The sequence below is a fragment of the Bacillus sp. DX4.1 genome, assembly GCF_030348195.1.
Taxonomy (GTDB): Bacteria; Bacillota; Bacilli; order Bacillales; family Bacillaceae_G; genus Bacillus_A.
Genome location: NZ_JAUCFT010000008.1, coordinates 4,087,076 through 4,103,493 on the forward strand (window position 1 = coordinate 4,087,076; position 16,418 = coordinate 4,103,493).

Annotated in this window: 15 protein-coding genes; 2 read left to right on the plus strand and 13 right to left on the minus strand. The window is 37.2% G+C overall.

Annotation, left to right across the window (positions count from 1 at the left end; genetic code table 11):
- Positions 1-3: 3 nt before the first annotated feature.
- Positions 4-885 (minus strand): putative sporulation protein YtxC, encoded by an 882-nt coding sequence (ytxC, locus tag QUF99_RS23820; RefSeq protein WP_289373381.1) that lies wholly within the window; start codon positions 883-885, stop codon positions 4-6.
- A gap of 672 nt (positions 886-1,557) precedes the next feature.
- Between ytxC and QUF99_RS28775 the strand changes: the two genes are divergently transcribed.
- On the plus strand, positions 1,558-1,644 hold the full coding sequence (locus QUF99_RS28775; protein ID WP_483298641.1) for a hypothetical protein: 87 nt from the start codon (positions 1,558-1,560) through the stop codon (positions 1,642-1,644).
- A gap of 161 nt (positions 1,645-1,805) precedes the next feature.
- Here the strand turns inward: QUF99_RS28775 and dnaI are convergent, their stop codons facing one another.
- The 11 genes from dnaI to QUF99_RS23880 all read right to left on the minus strand — a co-directional run bounded on the left by dnaI (position 1,806) and on the right by QUF99_RS23880 (position 14,974).
- Entirely contained in the window at positions 1,806-2,741 is a 936-nt protein-coding gene (gene dnaI / locus QUF99_RS23830) for a primosomal protein DnaI (RefSeq protein WP_289373382.1), read from the minus strand.
- A 33-nt stretch (positions 2,742-2,774) separates the two neighbouring features.
- Positions 2,775-4,169 carry a replication initiation and membrane attachment family protein gene (locus tag QUF99_RS23835; protein WP_289373383.1) on the minus strand — a complete coding sequence of 465 codons (1,395 nt, stop codon included), beginning with the start codon at positions 4,167-4,169 and terminating at the stop codon, positions 2,775-2,777.
- 187 nt (positions 4,170-4,356) lie between these two features.
- The gene (gene nrdR, locus QUF99_RS23840) at positions 4,357-4,818 is read right to left on the minus strand and encodes a transcriptional regulator NrdR (protein WP_286122203.1); all 462 of its coding nucleotides are present in this window, start codon (positions 4,816-4,818) and stop codon (positions 4,357-4,359) included.
- Between the two features lie 213 nt (positions 4,819-5,031).
- Complete coding sequence (speD, locus tag QUF99_RS23845; RefSeq protein WP_006096185.1) at positions 5,032-5,415, minus strand: adenosylmethionine decarboxylase; 384 nt, start codon at positions 5,413-5,415, stop codon at positions 5,032-5,034.
- Positions 5,416-5,800: 385 nt separating this feature from the next.
- Positions 5,801-6,829, minus strand: a complete 1,029-nt coding sequence (locus QUF99_RS23850; protein WP_289373387.1) for a glyceraldehyde-3-phosphate dehydrogenase — start codon at positions 6,827-6,829, stop codon at positions 5,801-5,803.
- Positions 6,830-6,938: 109 nt separating this feature from the next.
- Entirely contained in the window at positions 6,939-7,541 is a 603-nt protein-coding gene (gene coaE, locus QUF99_RS23855) for a dephospho-CoA kinase (protein ID WP_289373388.1), read from the minus strand.
- Between the two features lie 52 nt (positions 7,542-7,593).
- On the minus strand, positions 7,594-8,226 hold the full coding sequence (gene ytaF, locus QUF99_RS23860; protein WP_289373390.1) for a sporulation membrane protein YtaF: 633 nt from the start codon (positions 8,224-8,226) through the stop codon (positions 7,594-7,596).
- Positions 8,227-8,308: 82 nt separating this feature from the next.
- Positions 8,309-9,139, minus strand: a complete 831-nt coding sequence (mutM, locus tag QUF99_RS23865) for a DNA-formamidopyrimidine glycosylase (RefSeq protein ID WP_289373391.1) — start codon at positions 9,137-9,139, stop codon at positions 8,309-8,311.
- Positions 9,140-9,151: 12 nt separating this feature from the next.
- The gene (gene polA, locus QUF99_RS23870) at positions 9,152-11,785 is read right to left on the minus strand and encodes a DNA polymerase I (RefSeq protein ID WP_289373392.1); all 2,634 of its coding nucleotides are present in this window, start codon (positions 11,783-11,785) and stop codon (positions 9,152-9,154) included.
- Between the two features lie 710 nt (positions 11,786-12,495).
- Positions 12,496-14,265: a two-component system histidine kinase PnpS gene (gene pnpS / locus QUF99_RS23875; protein ID WP_289373394.1), complete on the minus strand. Its 1,770-nt coding sequence runs from the start codon at positions 14,263-14,265 to the stop codon at positions 12,496-12,498.
- Positions 14,258-14,974, minus strand: coding sequence for a response regulator transcription factor (locus tag QUF99_RS23880; protein ID WP_289373395.1), 717 nt, complete (start codon positions 14,972-14,974; stop codon positions 14,258-14,260). The genes pnpS and QUF99_RS23880 overlap by 8 nt, the downstream gene beginning before the upstream one ends.
- A 429-nt stretch (positions 14,975-15,403) precedes the next feature.
- On the opposite strand from QUF99_RS23880, the gene QUF99_RS23885 reads away from it, so the two are divergent.
- A complete protein-coding gene (locus QUF99_RS23885) occupies positions 15,404-15,727 on the plus strand; it encodes a YnfA family protein (RefSeq protein WP_289373396.1) in 324 nt (107 codons plus the stop codon).
- A gap of 78 nt (positions 15,728-15,805) precedes the next feature.
- Here QUF99_RS23885 and QUF99_RS23890 read toward each other — a convergent pair whose 3' ends face one another.
- Positions 15,806-16,279 (minus strand): MaoC/PaaZ C-terminal domain-containing protein, encoded by a 474-nt coding sequence (locus QUF99_RS23890; RefSeq protein ID WP_289373397.1) that lies wholly within the window; start codon positions 16,277-16,279, stop codon positions 15,806-15,808.
- Between the last annotated feature and the right edge of the window lie 139 nt (positions 16,280-16,418).

Here is a 16,418-nt window from a genome sequence, read left to right on the forward strand (position 1 = left end):
TGCTCAAAAACTTAGAAAATCAAGGGCGTTCCCCTTATTTTTAAATTTTTTCACGTTATGTTCGAATTCATGCAGCGCATATAATTGGACTCGTTCTTGAAATACATTTTGAAGGGTAACAATCATATTATGATCTTGCTCTTTTGTATACAAATAGATCATTCCCGGTGCGATGGACAAAAGCGGCGCAATGACATTTGTATCAATGTGAACATCTTTTTGTATTAATAATTCTTCATCTATATATCGGACCAACTTCTCTTGTTTTAAACGTACCCCTTTTTCATTATAAAAAATAAAACTATCGTCAAAAACGAGATGAAGACAGGATAAACGTGGCTTTCGACTATTCACTTGTTGCCGAAGTACTTCCACGAACATTTGATACTCTTGTTCTAATTTATATTCATCAATTGCAACCTCTGCAAGACGATGCACCACCTCCCTATATTTCTGCAAACGAAAACGAATATAAGATGAAAAAGAAAATGAGAGCGGATCGCCTAACCACCCTTTTAAAGAAGACGTAATCCCAGATTCTACCACGTTACGCGTCAAATCATATGTGACGCCTTTTCGTTTTCCATTTAAAATGCAGTCTGCCATATGTAGAATTTGATTACATTCTTCTTCCTCATCATAAAAAAACTTTTCTTTCAAAATCGCATACAGCCATTCATTTTGTTTTACATTTATAATAAATTGAACAAGTACTGGTATTAACACTTTCTCGATATAGTATGATTCACGTATCGGTATATGAACAATCACCATTTGTTCATATACATAGACGCTCGTTTCTTTATATACTTCTTCCGTTCGCTTAATAAGTTCTTGATATACGTGCACAGCATCATTTTTTTCTTCGAAGCAGATTTCAATCACTTTTGTCCCCCCTTTTATCCCGCTCTAACGGGCAGTAAGACTCCCACCTGAAGATTGTGAGGAAGCAACGGAGATTGGTAGGAGATAATTGCCAATAAGAGCCCGATTCGTTCAACTAAGCACCAGAGGGGATGAATCCTCCCCTCTGATGGAAGTTTCACTTTATATTCCTTGCTAATTTTATATATATTAAGGGAGTGGATAAAAAATGATACAAGCTACTATGAATTTTCAGATTCATAGTAGCTTGTATCATTTTATTGTATAATTTAATCATTAAGTTATATAAATGCAAATTAAAAAACCGACATAAAACCCTTCTTTTTAGGTGGGAGAGAGCATCCGGCCATGCATAGAAGCAGTCAGTTCCTTTTCCTGCCCAGACATAGTGAAAACAAAGAGAGAAAACGAGTGCAGGTCACCTTTTGTTATCCATAGCCGCGGCTTATATGTCGAAAAATCAAAATGGATTGATATATAAGAGGTAAAGATACAATATACGAATATGAGTTCATCCCGCATTAACGGGCAGTAATACCCCCACCTCAAAGTTCTGCAAGGAGCAAAGAAGTTAGGTGGGGGATAAACTGCCCGTAAAAGCCCGATTCGTTCAACTAATGATCAGTGGGGGATGAAAAAAACCCCCACTGATCAAAGTTTCACTTTATCAGAATCAAGTTAAAATCAGGTTTTGTGAATTCTAAGCCCGAAGAGGAATATCAAGAAGTCATCAAAAAGTACGCAAAAGAAGGATGGTGATTCGTACAAATCTTCGCCCCAGTAACACAAGCATACGGAGTAGCTGAATATTTCGAACTAATCTTTGAAAGAAAACAAACGCTATAACAAAAAAAGAGCAAGCTCTCAGCTTGCTCTTTATCCCGCTATTCGCGAGCAGTAAAAGCCCGATTAGCTTTACTTTATGTATGACGACGATTTTTCCCTGTAATTGGAACAGGTTTCGCCATATATCTAATTCGCTCCATAATCCGGGCCGCTTTCATTTCTTCCTCTTCACCGCGCTGTGTATATGTTAAATGATGCTCCAATTGTTTAAAGTCAAAATTAGATGTGAAAAACGTCGGTAAATTTTCAAGCATACGGAATTGTAAAATGGCTCCAAGCACATCATCACGTACAAAGCTTGACATCGCTTCCGCTCCAATATCATCTAACATTAAAACTGGTACATACTTCACCGCATCAATCTTCTCACTAATCGTATTATTTTGCAGAGAACTTTTAATTTCACGCAAAAATTCTGGTAAGTATACAATCATAGAACTTACCTTACGCTGCGCCAATTCGTTCGCGATCGCTCCTAAAATAAACGTTTTCCCAACCCCAAATGGTCCGTGGAAATATAATGCCTGTACTTTTTTACCTGGCTCATATGCACCTAAAAATTCAGTAGCAGCACGAATAGCTTCAAAACGATCTCCATCTGATAAATCAAGCGAAGACATAGAAGCTTGCAGTATATCTTTTGGCATATATACACTTTGAATTAACTTCTCTTGTTTTTTTCTTTCCTCATAAGCTACTTTACGAACACAACGATCGTACTGAATATCAATCATCTTTCCTTGAATAACAAGTTTCGGCTCGTATCCTTGAATCATATTTTTACAGGTCTCTAAGTTCGGACAATCTTTACATCCAACACTTTGTCCAATGTATTCATACAATTTTACAAGGCTGCGTTCTACCATAGAAGTCGTCACTTCACCTTTATGTTCCTCTATAAACTCTTTTACACGAGGGTGTGCCATCACTTCCGCCTTTAACACTTCATATCTGTTCTTAAAATTTTCATTTTGCATCAACTTTGTAAATGTATTTTGCATACGTTCCATTCTTTCACCTCAAAGAGAGTTCATTCTCCTTTATTAATCATGCTTATACTTTTTCAATTCTTCTTCTAATTTTTTTCGCTCTTCCTCTAACTTGCTTGGCTTGTCTTTTGGCGCTTCATTTTCTTGTGCTTGTTCTTGCGCTTGCTCCTTCAGCCAATCTGGTACCATTTCTTTCCGCACTGTTTTCTTCGATGTGCGCCCTTTTTTCTTCGTCTCTGCCCATTCTTGATATTGACGATTTTCTTCTTTCGCTAATGCCATTGCTTCTGCTACAGTACCAACCTTTTTTCTCGCCCAGTGTCCAGCAATTTTCTCAACATATGTTTTGGCTAACTTCATATCAGAACGTAACATCACATAATAAATAAGTACGTTGACAACACCTGGTGTAAGCTTTTGATTGATCATGACTTCTTCAACGATTTGTAAATCCGCTTTTGTTGCTTCTGCACCGCCTGAAATTTCTTTTAACAGTTGTTTCGGCGAAATTTCTTCCAGCTGTTTAATTAACATTTCTTCTTGTGTAGACGGCTCTTTCTCTTTCATCGTGCGTGTAGAAAGAGGCTGTGTCCGTTCACTTAGCACCGGAAGCGCTTGTCCGTTTTCAAATTGATACCAATCACGCGCTCCTTTTCGCAGCCGCTCCATATCAATCGTTTGCCCCTCTGTCATTGCACCAAGTACAATATTTTGCATCGACATAGAATCGACACCATACACATAAGAAAGCGTAATTACACATTCACGAACTTGGTCCGTGATCGCTTTGCGTGGTACAAGAGCCGATAGCCCTTCTGCAAACAGAGAAAAATCAAAGAAATCATTCCAAAGTTTCGGTGCGGTCCCTTCTTCATTTCCAGGCATAGCTGTTGTATTCGGAATACGAAGCTCCTCTTGTGCATGTTCAAATTGTCCTGGATTAAAAGAACCAAATACATCATTAAAGGAATGTGTAACATTTTCATAGGAAGCAAAATCAAATTCTTCTTCTAAAAAATATCGCTTTACTTGATTGTATTTCGTACGACTCAAGCGGTTATATAAAAAGATACTCATAACAATATCATCAAAAAATTGTTTGGGTGATAACGGTGGCTGCAATTCATATATAAACATTCGAATATCTTTTTCTTTTTTAATATACACGTTTAAAAGCCCAATTGCTTCTAACTTTACCCGTTCTTCATACACTTCAGGAAGCTGCATTTGCATCGTCACCATAAGAGAGTGATGCGTATTCTCTTTTCCAAATACACGATCCTGTTCAAGCTCTCCCCAGAGCGTCATGTATAAGCTAAAAGATTTGCTACCTATTAACGGTTGGTATAACATCGTTAATACTTTTCGATCATAACTATGCAGCAATCCTTTTGTACTTACTTTATAACGGTCAATTGGCAATAGCTCCATCCATGACTGTTTTTCCATCCTTACAATTCCTTTCTTTCTTCCATTCTATCCAGTTCCCCATCCGGGTCTACTTTTCATTGTGAAGGATTTGTACATCACATTCAACTTATAAACCATTAGTGAAAAAGAGCTAATAGCTTACGCTTCTAGCTCTTTTACCCCGCTATTCGTGGGCAGTAATCTCCCCACTGATCAAAGTTTCACTTTATTTTCGCTCTTTTTGCAATATATCTTTTAATTCTTCAATAAATACATTTAAATCTTTAAATTGTCGATACACTGAAGCAAAACGTACATAAGCAACATCATCAATAGTACGAAGTGCTTCCATTACCATTTCACCAATCATATCGCTTTGCACTTCTGACATCCCTAAATTTCTCAGTTCACGCTCTACATTTTGTGTTACTTCTTCTAATTGTTTTAGCGATACAGGTCTTTTTTCACACGCCTTAATTAAGCCGCGTAAAATTTTCTCTTTATTAAATTCTTCTCGCGTTCCCTCTTTTTTAACCACAATCAGAGGCGGCTCTTCTACTCTTTCAAATGTTGTAAATCGATTTAAACAACTTTCGCATTCTCTTCTTCTTCGAATGGAGCGTCCTTCATCTACCGGACGTGAATCCAATACTCTTGTACCATTATGAAAACAGGATGGACAACGCAACTCATTCACTCCTTTGCAATTTAATCTCTACTCGCTTCACCTACACATAAATATATATATACTATTATATAGCCTATTTGTATTTGCTTACCACTTTATAGCGAGTGACAAGCCTTCAAAAACAGTCTATCCATTCTACCAGCTCATTTTTTTATAAACTAAAAAGAGGTGCATTATACACCTCTTTACATTTTAAATCAATTATGTTCTTTTTTAAAGAGCTTTTGTCTCTCTATGCTTAATTTCGAAGCTACCTGTGCCTCGAGGAAGCTCGATGCTCTCGCGCGTTTTCGCATTTAAACCTTCTGCAATATACTCTGCAGCGACATTAGGATCAATACGATCCCCGCAAGTATACACATCAATACTCGCATAACCGTGTTCTGGAAAGCTGTGAATTGTTAAGTGAGATTCAGAAATAATAACAACTCCACTTACACCCTGCGGAGCAAACTTATGAAAAGCAACCTCACGCACTTCAGCACCTGCTCTTAGTGCTGCATCCACAAATAATTGTTCAATAAACGGCATATCATTAAGCTTGTCGAAATCGCAATCCCAAAGTTCGGCAATTACGTGACGACCCATAGTGTCCATAGTATCCATTCTACAGTTCCCCCTTGTAAATTTAATCTAACTGTTCGAATTGAAAACTAATTTGCAATTTGGCTTGCTCCACTACCACGGGGGAAAGTTAGTCCGGAGAGGTCCTAACCCTTTAAGTAGTGACTACCTACCTCAGCTCTTAAGTTTACGAGTGTTAGTATACTTTGTTTATTTTCATTTTGCAACAACAGTTTTTTCAATTTTTCATGATGTTTTCTTCTTTACTTTTCTCGGAAAAAAATAAAAGATTCAAAAATGCAGTATCCACAATACTTCTAAGTATGTACGATTCAAAAATTTATACTTATATAACTTTTCCCTTTTCAGAAAAAAATAAAAAAAGACAAGCAATCGCTTGCCTTTTTTCTTATTATCATTAAATGTGTTGTACGTTTTCTTGTTTTGCTAATTCACCAACAACTAACGTCACAAGATCCACAACACGGCGAGAATAACCCCACTCGTTATCATACCAAGCAAGTACTTTCACTTTACGCTCACCCATTACCATTGTAGATAAACCATCAATGATAGCAGAATGAGGATTTGTATTAAAGTCGATAGACACAAGAGGTTCTTCGCTAAATTCCACAATCCCCTTCATTGCACCGTTCGCAACTGTTTTAAACGCTTCATTAATTTCTTCAACTGTTACATCACGTTTCACATCTACTACTAAGTCAACAAGAGACACGTTTGGTGTTGGAACGCGAAGTGCCATACCGTGAAGTTTTCCATCTAAATGCGGAAGAACTTTTGCTAACGCTTTCGCAGCACCCGTTGTTGTTGGAATAATAGACTGTCCGCACGCACGTGCTCTGCGTAAATCTTTATGTGGGTTATCAATATTTTTTTGGTCATTTGTATAAGCATGAACAGTCGTCATTAAACCGTTTTCAATTCCAAACTGCTCATCTAACACCTTAACAACAGGCGCTAAACAGTTTGTTGTACAAGATGCATTTGAAATAACAATGTGCTTTGTAACGTCTAATTGTTTTTCATTTACACCAACTACAACTGTTATGTCTTCATTCTTACCAGGTGCAGTTAAAATAACTTTCTTCGCCCCAGCTTCTACATGAAGAATTGCTTTTTCTTTAGAGTTAAATTTACCTGTTGCTTCAATTACAACCTCTACTCCTAATTCTTTCCAAGGCAATTCTTTTGGATCGCGGTTATTTAGAAGGCGAATCATTTTCCCATCCACTAATAAATGATCCTCAAATGCTTCCACTGTTCCATCAAATTTGCCGTGAACTGTATCATACTTGATTAAATGTGCTAGTGTTTCTGATGGATAGCTCGCATTAATGGCTACAATTTCGAATGCGCTTTCTTTTATTGCCTGACGAAATACCATTCTTCCAATACGTCCAAACCCATTAATTGCCACACGAATCATAATATGTTATCCCCCTTGAATGCGTTATACTATTTATCTCCAATCCCAATAATAGTATAACACAAAAAGAAGATATGTCACTAAACAATTTCATTAATTTCTCAATTTTTTATTTAATAATGTTCCATTCCATTAAAATATTGTGTAATTGGACTTTCGTCTCTGCAATTGTGCCATCATTATGAATGACCTTATTAGCTAATTTTACTTTTTCCGCCAAAGGCATTTGTGAATCTATACGCGCTCTTGCTTCCTCTTCTGAGAATCCGTTACGCTTCATCAAACGCTCCAATTGTGTATTCGGATTAATAGATACAAGCAAAATTTGATCAACAAGAGTAGTTAACTTACTTTCAAACAAAAGCGGAATATCTAACACAACCGCTTGCATTCCTTCCCTTATGTACATATCCTTTTGGGCGTTCATTTCTTTTCGTACAGCGGGATGAACAATTTGATTTAACTGCAATCGTTTTTCTTTATTATAAAATACAATGCTTCCTAACTTTTGACGATCCAGCTCTCCATCCGCTTGCAAAATTTCTTCCCCAAATACCTTTATAATTTCTTTATATGCTTCTTTTCCTTGTTCTACAACTTCTCTTGCAATAATATCCGCATCAATTACAGGTATGTGCAGCTCACGAAACATTTGTGAAACGGTACTTTTCCCGCTTGCAATACCTCCCGTTAATCCAATCACAACTGTCATTAAACTTCCTCCTCACAAATAAAGACGTGAAACTGATGTTCCACGCCTCCACTTACATTTTCCAAATTCCAATAATAATGAGTAAAATTCCAGGCAGGAACGTAAATTTTTGTAACCACCGCATATTTGATAAAACAGTTCCTAGTCTCATTCCGATAAACAAAAACAAAGAGCTCATAATTGCAACTAACACTGCCATCATCGCTGGCGCATATCCGAGTAAGGATGCACCAATCCCAGCTCCAAACGAATCCACCGAAAGAGCAATACCAAGGAGCAGAGCTTCTCCACCAGAAATTGTACCTGATTTATCAAAATCAGCAACAGTCGGTTTCCGTAAAATTTGAATAACCAATCCAAGCGAAGCAATTTCTAGTTTCCAAACTTTCTCTTCTTGCTGCGGATCATCTTTTTTATCACTTCGAAAAAATTGGTATACTACCCATGCACCAATGGCTATGAGAACAAACCCACCAATGCGCGTCGCAATAACTGGAGAAAAAACTTTGGCAATCATATGCCCAATCCCCATGGATATGAGCATCACTGCCGCCGAACAAACCCCAATGATCAATATCGACTTTAATGGAATTCGCACATTCCTTAGTCCATAAGTAAGCCCTACACTACAGCTATCTAAACTTAATGTAAAAGCTAATAAAATAAGTGAGAAATAATGATACATCGGTAAGCTCCTTCCCTATACATAGCTTTGCTGTATGTATATGACAAATGCCTATCCGATGTTATTAGAAAAAATATCTTTCTTAGTCCTCAGGCTGACAATTAGGACAATAATGAGTCCCACGTCCACCAACAACTGTTTTTTCAATTACAGTGCCACAAGTTACACATGGCTCACCTTTTCTTCCATATACATTCAGAAGCTCTTGGAACGAACCAATTTGCCCTTGCGAATTGATATACGTTCGAATTGTACTTCCGCCGCGCTTCACTGCCTCTGTTAAGGTTGCAACTGTTGCCGCATGAACCTTTTCTATTTCAGCTTCCGTTAAAGATGAAGCTTCTCGTTCTGGATGAATTCCAGAACGGAACAATACTTCATCTACATATATATTACCAAGCCCTACTAAAAGACGTTGATCTAGCAATACAACTTTTATTTTACGGTTTGTTTTTTGCAATCTTTCTTGTAAATATCCTGGTGTCAGTTCAGCATCAAATGGCTCTGGCCCTAAATCTGCAAGTGGCATTTGATCAAACTCTTCACCTTTTTTAAAGAGATGCATCGTACCAAACTTTCTTACATCCTTATAATGTAGCTCTGTACCGTCTGTAAACTGAAAACGCACATGCGTATGTTTATCTATTTGCTCATCCTCTTGATGAAGCAAATATTTCCCTTCCATACGCAAGTGTGAAACAATTACATACTTTGTTACATAAAGAAGTAAAAATTTCCCTCTTCTTTCAATCCGTTCAATCTTTTCGCCTCGTAACATTTCTTTAAAAATTTCTACATCATCCGGCCTTTTCACTAATTTCGGATACGTTACAATTACATCTTGTATCGTCTTTCCGGATACAAGGTTTTCGAGTGTTCTTCTTACATTTTCAACCTCTGGTAGTTCAGGCATTTCATCACTTCCTTATTTTGCGTCATACCAAGTGGGACCGGAAGAATAATCAACTTTCAACGGAACAGAAAGTTCAACTGCATGTTCCATCACTTCAGGTACAAGCTTCTCTAGTTTCTCTATTTCTTCTTTTGGCACTTCAAAAATCAATTCATCGTGTACCTGCAGAAGAAGACGTGCTTGTAATCCTTCTTCTCGCAGTCGATCATCCATAATAATCATCGCTTTTTTAATAATGTCTGCTGCGCTTCCTTGAATTGGTGTATTCATTGCAGTACGTTCTGCAAAGCCACGTAGGTTAAAATTACGGCTCGTAATTTCCGGAATATAGCGGCGGCGTTTTAATAAAGTAGAAACATATCCTTGCTGTTTCGCTTCTTGGACAATGTCATCCATATATTCCTTTACCCCAGGGAAGCTTTCCAAATACTTCTCAATAAACTCCCCTGCCGCTTTTCGTGTAATACCTAAGTTTTGGGACAGTCCATAATCACTAATGCCATATACAATTCCGAAGTTAACCGCTTTTGCTTGGCGTCTCATGTTTGCTGTTACTTCTTCTTTTGTTACACCAAAAACATCCATTGCTGTTTTCGTATGAATATCCATATCGCGTTGGAACGCTTCAATTAACCCTGAATCTTTTGCGATATGTGCTAATACACGCAGCTCAATTTGCGAGTAGTCCGCTGCATACATTACCCAATCTTTTTTGGACGGAATGAACGCTTGACGAATTTTTCTTCCTTCCTCTAAACGAATCGGGATATTTTGCAAATTAGGTTCTGTAGAACTCAATCGACCTGTTTGCGTTAATACTTGATTAAAGCGTGTATGAATCTTAGACGAATCTTCATGAACAACTTTTAATAACCCTTCAATATACGTAGAATTCAATTTGCCAAGTTGACGATAATGTAAAATCTTAGGGATAATTTCATGATGCTCCATTAGCTTATCAAGCACATCAGCGGATGTAGAATAACCTGTTTTTGTCTTTTTAATAACTGGTAAATTTAAGTTCTCAAATAGAACAACACCGAGCTGTTTTGGTGAATTAATATTAAATTCTGTTCCAGCAAGCTCATAAATTTCTTGTTCCATTCCCTTCAATCGTCCGACTAGTTCATCTCCCATACTGCGCAAACGATCCGTATCAACAGTCACACCTTTTACTTCCATTTCTGCTAGTACACGGCAAAGTGGCATTTCTAGCTCTGTAAGCAATTCATACTGTTCATTTTTTTGCAGTTCTTCGACAAACGTTTGCTGTACATCATATAATACATGCACCTTTCGCGCCACATGCTCCGCTACCACATCAAGTTCAGGAACAGCACGTTTCGCTCCTTTTCCGTACACTTCCTCATCTGACTTAACAGCATGTGTCTCTTTCATTTTCGCAACAGCACGAAAATCTTTATCTGTATCCGCAGGATCAAGTAAATAGGCAGCAATTAATAAATCAAAATCAATTCCTTGAACTTCATAACCTTTCCACTTTAATGCAACGATGGCACGCTTTGCATCAAACGTGTACTTTTTCATCTCTTCATTTGCTAGCCAGTTCGTAAAGGCTTCAGATTGCAGTGCAACATCGGCCTGAATAAAGTAGCAGCCATTTTCATTTTGAATACCAAACCCTTGAATATCCGCTCTATGATAATTATCTTCTTGCACTTCTACAAGTAATGCACTATCTTGCTGAAGAATTTCTTCAGTTACTTCTTCCACAATTTCAAATGAAATATCATTTAATTCAGCTGAAGGGGTTTCTTCAGCAGTCACACCAAGCTTATTTAAAAGAGACGTAAATCCTAAGTTCTCAAACATCGGGATAACGTCGTTCGCCTCATATCCTTTATATTCGATATCATCTAAGTGCACCGTAATCGGCGCATCTGTAATAATTGTCGCTAACTCTTTACTCATTAACGCTTGCTCTTTATTCGCTTCTAATTTTTCTTTTAATTTCTTCCCACTCACTTGATTTAAATTTTCATACACAGCTTCTACCGTTTCAAATTGTGTTAACAATTTGATCGCCGTCTTCTCACCGACACCTGGAACACCAGGAATATTATCTGATTGATCTCCCATAAGCCCTTTCATATCGATAATTTGCTTTGGAGATAAACTATATTTCTCAAACAGGGCCTCTTTCGTATATTCATCTACTTCAGTAATCCCTTTACGCGGAATACACACAAGTGTATTGTCAGAAACAAGCTGTAGCAAATCTTTATCTCCGGAAATGACTTTTACATGAACACCTTGTTCACTTGCTTCTGTCGCTAATGTTCCCATAATATCATCCGCTTCATAGTTCTCTAACTCATAACGCGGAACGTGAAATGCATCTAGCAATTCACGAATAAACGGGAATTGTTCAGAAAGCTCAGGTGGCGTTTTTTGACGTCCTCCTTTATAATCACTAAAAGTTTTATGACGAAATGTTGTTTTACCCGCATCAAATGCAACAAGCATATGAGTTGGTTTTTCTTCTTCTAATATTCTCATCAGCATCATCGTAAAACCATAAATTGCGTTCGTATGTATACCTTTGTCGTTATTTAAAAGCGGCAGTGCAAAAAAAGCACGATACGCGATATTATTTCCATCGACTAAAACGACCTTTTTTTTCAAATTAGAAACCTCCCCAGGCAAAATTAAAACGATTTTTTACATATAGTATGTGTTCAAAAAGGAGGATACGGAGTGTAGATTGTACTACACGAGTACCAGAGTGGCCACGTAACGAAGAAATACGACAGCTATCTTTACCGGACTTTTTGAACATCTTCATATAGAAAAAGACCATTTTTTCCTTCTCTCTATATTAACATGACTAAGAGAGAGAAGAAAAATAACGGTCTTTTCTAGCGTATATATTTAAACGCATAAAGGGAGACGCTTTCATAATAGTGCATGCATTTGAAATATCCTCATACTATTTTTGACATAAGTTACATGGAGATACTTCAAAAGCAAAGATACTACTTGTTACAAAAAGGGAAGTGACGAGAATAGAGCATCTATTCTCGTCCAAAATTACTCCTTGGATGAAGGGGTTTTCACTTATTATATTAACAGAACTTTATTAATATTAAGTGAAGCTATTGTTAATATAATGTAAATATATAAATACAAATTAAAAAACCGACATAAAACCCTTCTTTTTAGACGGGAGAGAGCATCCGGCCATGCATAGAAGCGGTCAGGTCCTTTTCCTGCCCCATGCCAAGTGAAAACAAAGGGAGAAAGCGACTTTTTGTTATCCATAGCCGCGGCTTATATGTCGAAATATCAAAATGGATTTATATACCGATGAATCCCTCTCTAACAAACCATCCAACCTATGAGCGATTTACTGAATCCGATTTCGGTAAAACAACTGTAAATGTTGTGCCCTCCCCTACTTCACTATCAACAGTAATAGTTCCTTGATGCGCCTCCACTAAATGTTTCACAATCGATAACCCAAGGCCTGTTCCGCCAGTATTCCTACTTCTTGCCTTATCTACGCGATAAAAACGTTCAAAGATACGTGGGATTTCCTCTTTACTAATTCCAATGCCTGTATCAGATACTTTTATATATGCACTATTTTCATCTTGTAACATTTGCACAGACACAGTACCTCCTGCTGGCGTATACAAAATCGCATTATTAATTAAATTGATAAAAATTTGCTTCAAACGACTTGGATCTCCTATAACTGAAACATTTCTTGGTACATCAACATGTAAATAAATTTCTTTATCTTGCGATTTATTTTCCATTACCATTTGAATTTCTTCCAGTAATCCTTTTACCTCAACAGTACCCATGATTAATTTAAAACCTTGTTGTTCAATCTTAGACAAATCTAATAAATCCTCAATTAGGCCTTGCATACGCTCACTTTCTTTTAAAATAATGTGTAAGAAATGCTCGCAAAACTGCTGATTTTCCATCGCCCCATCAAGTAACGTTTCAGAAAAACCTTTAATAGAAGTAATCGGTGTTTTTAGTTCATGTGAAACATTCGCTAAAAAGTCTTTACGCATTTGTTCCAGTTTCTTTAGCTCTGTTATATCATGAAATACGAGAACAATCCCTTTCCATTCATGGTTTGTCCCGATAATCGGCGCACCGTACACTTCAAAATGCTTCCGTTCTATTCCAAGCGGTAAGAGCATTTGTTTACGCACTTTCACCTCAGTCATGAAAATTTCTTCTACAAGTTCAATAATTTCCGCATGTAGAAAAGCTTCATAATAAAGGCGATCCATATATTCTTCATCCGTTACATGGAATATTTCTTTATACGAACGATTTACAAGACTTATATAGCCGCGGCTATCAATTAAAATCATACCGCTCCCCATATTTTCAATCAGTGTATGCAAACGATCTTGCTGCATCTCTTGTTCTAGCGTCATCTCTTGTAAATTACGTGCTAAAATATTAATCGCCTTGCTTAACATCCCTGTCTCATCTGAATGGTTTTCATACGCACGAGCCTTATAATTCCCCTTCGCTAATTCAATCGCTACTTTCGTAACGGACTCAATCGGCCGAATATACTGCCCCGTAATTTTCACACCAAGAAACACAACAACAAGACAAGCAATAACAAAACCGATAATTAATAGGCCCCACGTTTTTTGATGAATATCCTTCAAAGGAGCAATTGTACTTTTTATAATGATGTATCCTTGCTTTCCATGTTCATCTTGAACAAACGTCGCATGGTAAAATACATTTTTTTCATTTGTTTCCTTCGTAATGACTCTATTCTTTTGTTTTGCTATTTCAGAAGAAAGATCTTCAATCACCGCTTTATCTAATTTAGATTGCTTACTTCTATTATATTGAACTTTCTTTGCTTCATCGGCAAACGTAATTGAAACAGAAATTTGTTCTTCTAATTTTTCAAAAATATTCGGTTTTTTTAGAACGTTATCAATTCCTTCTGCTTCTACTAATTCAGCAACATATCTTGTCTCTTTGACCATTCTCTCTTGCGTACGGTCAATATAATAGTTCTCAAACACCGTTTCCAGCAATACTCCTAGTCCGACTAAAATAAGAATAATAAGAGAAACAAATGTAAAGAGAAGCCTCGAGCGAAACTTATTCATCCCCCTTTGGCTCCTCTAATTTATAACCTAATCCACGAATTGTTTTAATATACGTTGGTTTTTTCGTATTCTTTTCAATTTTATCTCGTAAGTGACTAATATGAACATCGACAATTCTTGTATCTCCTGCAAAATCATAATTCCATACCGCACTTAATAACTGATCACGCGTTAATACACGTCCTTTATGCTTTGCAAGATATGCAAGCAATTCAAACTCTTTTGGCGTTAATTCTAATTTTTCTCCTTTGAAATACGCCTCATAAAATTCAGGTAAAATTTTCAGGTCGACAATAGTAATACTATTTTCATCCTGCACTTCTGAAACTTGCTCATCTTGCAATTTTGTACGACGTAAAATTGCCTTCACACGTGCAACAACTTCCCTCGGGCTAAACGGCTTCGTCATGTAATCATCAGCCCCAAGTTCAAGACCTAACACTTTATCAAACTCGTCATCTTTTGCTGTTAACATTAAAATTGGCGTCATAATGCGCTGCAATCGCAATTCTTTACATACTTCCATACCATCCATTTTCGGAAGCATTAAATCTAATATAATCAGATCTGGACGCTCAGTTATCGCTTTATGGAGTGCCACTTCTCCGTCCATCGCTGTTATGACTTCGAATCCTGCTTGCTGTAAATTAAATTCAATTAAAGTTAAAATAAACTCCTCGTCATCAACGACTAAAATTCGATTGTTCATTCTCTTCCTCCAAGTTATAGACTTGAAACCTTCTTCATCCTAGTATTTTCCCCACTATTCCCATCATACTAGAAAACAATTGCCCTCTCAATAGAATTGTCCATCACCCTCATACGATTGTGCTATAGTTATACAAGAAGATAAAGTAAAACTTTAATCAATGGGGGTTTCTTCATCCCTCGCTGATTATTAGCCCTGATCAATTACAGGCAGTAATACATAAAGTGAAACTTTGATCAGTGGGGGTTTTCTTCATCCCCCACTGATCATTAGTTGAACGAATCGGGCTTTTACGGACAGTTTATCCCCCACCTAACTCCTTTGCTCCTTGCAGAACTTTGAGGTGGGGGTATTACTGCCCGTTAATGCGGGATAAAGTTAAATCCATTCGCCTCTTTCAGACGACAACGATAGAGAAAGGAAGTTTTTATGTTTAAAGCAGGTATTATTTTTATTGTCGCAGGATTAGCTGAAATTGGTGGCGGCTATCTCATATGGAAATGGCTGCGAGAAGGCAGTTCCATCGGAGTTGGTCTCATCGGTGGCATTATTTTATGCTTATATGGTGTTATTGCTACCTTTCAAGTATTCTCTAGCTTCGGCCGCGTATACGCAGCTTATGGCGGTGTATTTATTATCATGAGTTTACTTTGGGGATGGATGGTAGATAAAAAAGCACCCGATGTATTTGACTGGGCCGGTGCAGCCGTTTGTCTGATTGGTGTGTTTATCATACTCTGGCCTCGTGGATGAAGTGAAAATTTTCCAAGTGTAGACATTACTATTTATTAGTCCGTGATAAGAAAAACAGGTGATTTCTCACCTGTTTTTTTAAAAATTATCTAATGTTCTTTCCAAAATCGACGTTAAATGATGTGGCGGTGTTACCGTCAATACACCTTTCACAACCACTTCTTCTTTTTCATCATAAGCGAATACACGCATATCAATCGTGTGCTCCTCTTGAGAAACTGCCATAACTTCAAAATGAATTTGCAATGTTTCATAATGGTGTACAGGTTTCACAAAAGTAAGATCTTTCTTGACAACATGACTACCTGGACCTGGTAAATATTTCGTGACTGCTGTTGTAATCATACCCGTTAACATAATGCTTGGTACAATCGGTTTTTCATACGGAGTTTGGGATGCGTAATCATGCTGAATATATAATGGATTTGAATCATTTGTTAATCCTAAGTACAATAACAAATCCTTATCCTCAATTTTCTCAGTGATGGATAACTTCTCTCCTACTGTAATTTCATCCATTCGACGACCAATTTGTACTTTTTTCTTTAACATGTTACAACCCCCTCCGAATTTTACTTTATCTCCCTATTTGCGGATATACCCCAACCTTACTATTCCAAGAGATTCAAAGAAAATAGCAAGGGAATAGGATCCCCATACTGAGAAAAGTTTTATTTTATTATCCTACCAA

Excerpts from the sequence above, each read along its gene's own strand:
- QUF99_RS23850 (WP_289373387.1), bottom strand. The coding sequence starts at position 6,829 with ATGATTCGTGTGGCAATTAATGGGTTTGGACGTATTGGAAGAATGGTA.
- speD (WP_006096185.1), bottom strand. The coding sequence starts at position 5,415 with ATGGACACTATGGGTCGTCACGTAATTGCCGAACTTTGGGATTGCGAT.
- coaE (WP_289373388.1), bottom strand. The coding sequence starts at position 7,541 with ATGACAGTTGTGATTGGATTAACGGGAGGTATTGCAAGCGGGAAAAGT.
- ytaF (WP_289373390.1), bottom strand. The coding sequence starts at position 8,226 with ATGTATCATTATTTCTCACTTATTTTATTAGCTTTTACATTAAGTTTA.
- pnpS (WP_289373394.1), bottom strand. The coding sequence starts at position 14,265 with ATGAATAAGTTTCGCTCGAGGCTTCTCTTTACATTTGTTTCTCTTATT.
- mutM (WP_289373391.1), bottom strand. The coding sequence starts at position 9,139 with ATGCCTGAACTACCAGAGGTTGAAAATGTAAGAAGAACACTCGAAAAC.
- dnaI (WP_289373382.1), bottom strand. The coding sequence starts at position 2,741 with ATGGAACGTATGCAAAATACATTTACAAAGTTGATGCAAAATGAAAAT.
- QUF99_RS23880 (WP_289373395.1), bottom strand. The coding sequence starts at position 14,974 with ATGAACAATCGAATTTTAGTCGTTGATGACGAGGAGTTTATTTTAACT.
- QUF99_RS23890 (WP_289373397.1), bottom strand. The coding sequence starts at position 16,279 with ATGTTAAAGAAAAAAGTACAAATTGGTCGTCGAATGGATGAAATTACA.
- QUF99_RS23885 (WP_289373396.1), top strand. The coding sequence starts at position 15,404 with ATGTTTAAAGCAGGTATTATTTTTATTGTCGCAGGATTAGCTGAAATT.
- QUF99_RS23835 (WP_289373383.1), bottom strand. The coding sequence starts at position 4,169 with ATGGAAAAACAGTCATGGATGGAGCTATTGCCAATTGACCGTTATAAA.